2 protein-coding genes and 1 pseudogene are annotated in these 1981 nt (G+C 45.4%); 2 read left to right on the top strand and 1 reads right to left on the bottom strand.

Features of this window, described 5'->3' with window-relative positions; genetic code table 11:
- Window positions 1-874 (bottom strand): annotated as a pseudogene (locus tag IQQ51_RS27185) (M48 family metallopeptidase); the annotation flags it as partial.
- Between the two features lie 178 nt (window positions 875-1052).
- Here IQQ51_RS27185 and IQQ51_RS15175 point away from each other — a divergent pair.
- On the top strand, window positions 1053-1292 hold the full coding sequence (locus IQQ51_RS15175) for a sulfurtransferase TusA family protein (RefSeq protein ID WP_029235389.1): 240 nt from the start codon (window positions 1053-1055) through the stop codon (window positions 1290-1292).
- The coding region (locus tag IQQ51_RS27180; protein WP_228012892.1) for an AI-2E family transporter at window positions 1285-1981 on the top strand (697 nt) is incomplete at its 3' end. The genes IQQ51_RS15175 and IQQ51_RS27180, both read left to right, overlap by 8 nt.

Below are 1981 nucleotides of genomic sequence, written 5' to 3'. Positions count from 1 at the left end.
CAAGAGCAGCATCATTATTAATGCCAGCATAGCGAGCAACAATGCGGGCTCTTGCTAGGTGGTAGTCCAGAGACGGAGCCAGTTTCAGTGGCGGGTAACTACGAGCACGAGCGCGTGAATCGGTAATTCGGTCTTCTGGTAATGGGTGAGTCAGTAGCATTGGCGGTGGTGTGCTCGCATAGCGATATTCATCAGCTAAACGGCCAAAGAAACGTGGCATCGCATTCACATCAAACCCAGCTTTTGCTAGCGTATTGATGCCAAAGCGGTCGGCTTCTTTTTCATTACTACGTGTGTAGTTGATTTGGCTTTGCATATTGCCCGCAGTTGTTGCCGTTAGGGCTGCAATGCCGGCTTCAGGAGCTGCAATTGCCAGTAATACAGAGGCTGCTAGCGCTGCAATGGTTGCTGGAGAGCGGCGCGCTTGGTCTTCCATACTACGCGCTAAGTGACGTTGGGTTACGTGCGCGATTTCGTGCGCTAATACAGAAGCCAATTCACTTTCAGATTGTGCATGCAGGAATAGACCTGAGTGCAAAGCAACATAACCACCAAAGAAAGCAAAGGCGTTGATGTTGCGGTCACGGATCATAAAGAACTGGAAAGGTGTCTTTACATCATTTGCGTTCGCGACCAGACGATGGCCAAGCGTATCAATATATAGATTTAGAACTGGGTCGTTTACGATAGGCTGGCTGCTTCTGATGATGCGCATGTAGGCATCACCATAGATAAGCTCTTGGTCTATAGTGAGTGTGCCGCCAGCAGCGGTACCGATATCTGGTAGCTCCAAACTATTGGTATTCGCCATAGTTGGGGTGCTTAATGTAGCTGCGATGCATAAGCAAGCAATTGAGCGAGCGCGTTTAAACATATTAGTCAGTAATACTCCGTTTCTTCTGACAGTAAGACAAGTGCAATGCAAATTGGTTCTTTATCTGATTTAACCTTTGCCAAGTGCGTGCGCTATCATGAAGGAAGATGAATGAATGATGGCGCGTTTTCAAAAACAGATTACAATACGACCCTTATAATAAGCATCGAGCTCAAGAATGACACCTAATATTCTAGATTTACGCCAAGAGCGCTGTCCAATGGCGCTATTATTAGCCAAGCGTCACAGTGTAAAGTTAGAAGTAGGGCAGTCATTGTCAATTTATGTCTCTGATAACAGCTCGATGAAAGATATTGTTACTTATTTGTCTAAGCAAGCCTATGACGTCGTCACTGAGGTTTGCTCTAATTACCATCATCTCCTCGTCACTAAAAAGGAATTGCAGTCAGATGCTTGAAATGGTCAATCGTTGGTATAAACGACGTTTCTCTGATCCCCATGCTGTCAGTTTGGTTGCCATCATTCTCTTCGGCTTTATTACGATCTACTTCTTTGGTCACCTAATTGCACCACTCTTGGTTGCGATTGTGTTGGCTTATTTGCTTGAGTGGCCTGTTACCCAACTTCAAAGACTCGGTGTTCCAAGAACGCCTTCGGTGATGTTGGTGATCATGATGTTCTTTAGCGTGATGCTACTTGCGATCTTTGGCTTGGTACCAACTATTTGGCAACAAGTGGGTAACCTGATCAATGACATCCCAAGCATGTATGGCAGCTTGCAAAACTTCATTGCAACGATTCCTGAACGCTATCCAGAACTAGCCAACCTGCAGATCGTTGAGTCCATTATGTCTAACGCCAAGAACAAAGCGTTAGGTTTTGGTGAAAGTGTTGTCAAAGGCTCTCTTGCTTCTCTTGTGAGCTTAGCGACCTTAGCGGTTTACTTGATTCTCGTGCCACTTCTTATCTTCTTCTTGTTAAAAGACAAAGAAGAGATGATCAGAATGGCGAGCGGTGTACTTCCTCGAAATCGTCGTTTAGCGACCAAAGTATGGGAAGAGATGAACCAGCAAATCTCGAACTACATTCGCGGTAAAGTCTTAGAGATTTTAATCGTTGGTGGTGTCAGTTACGTAACCTTCGCGA

The sequence above is a fragment of the Vibrio sp. OPT18 genome, assembly GCF_015163615.1.
In the GTDB taxonomy this organism is placed as follows: domain Bacteria; phylum Pseudomonadota; class Gammaproteobacteria; order Enterobacterales; family Vibrionaceae; genus Vibrio; species Vibrio coralliirubri.
This window is presented reverse-complemented; position numbering and strand designations above follow the sequence as displayed.

Excerpts from the sequence above, each read along its gene's own strand:
- IQQ51_RS15175 (WP_029235389.1), top strand. The coding sequence starts at position 1,053 with ATGACACCTAATATTCTAGATTTACGCCAAGAGCGCTGTCCAATGGCG.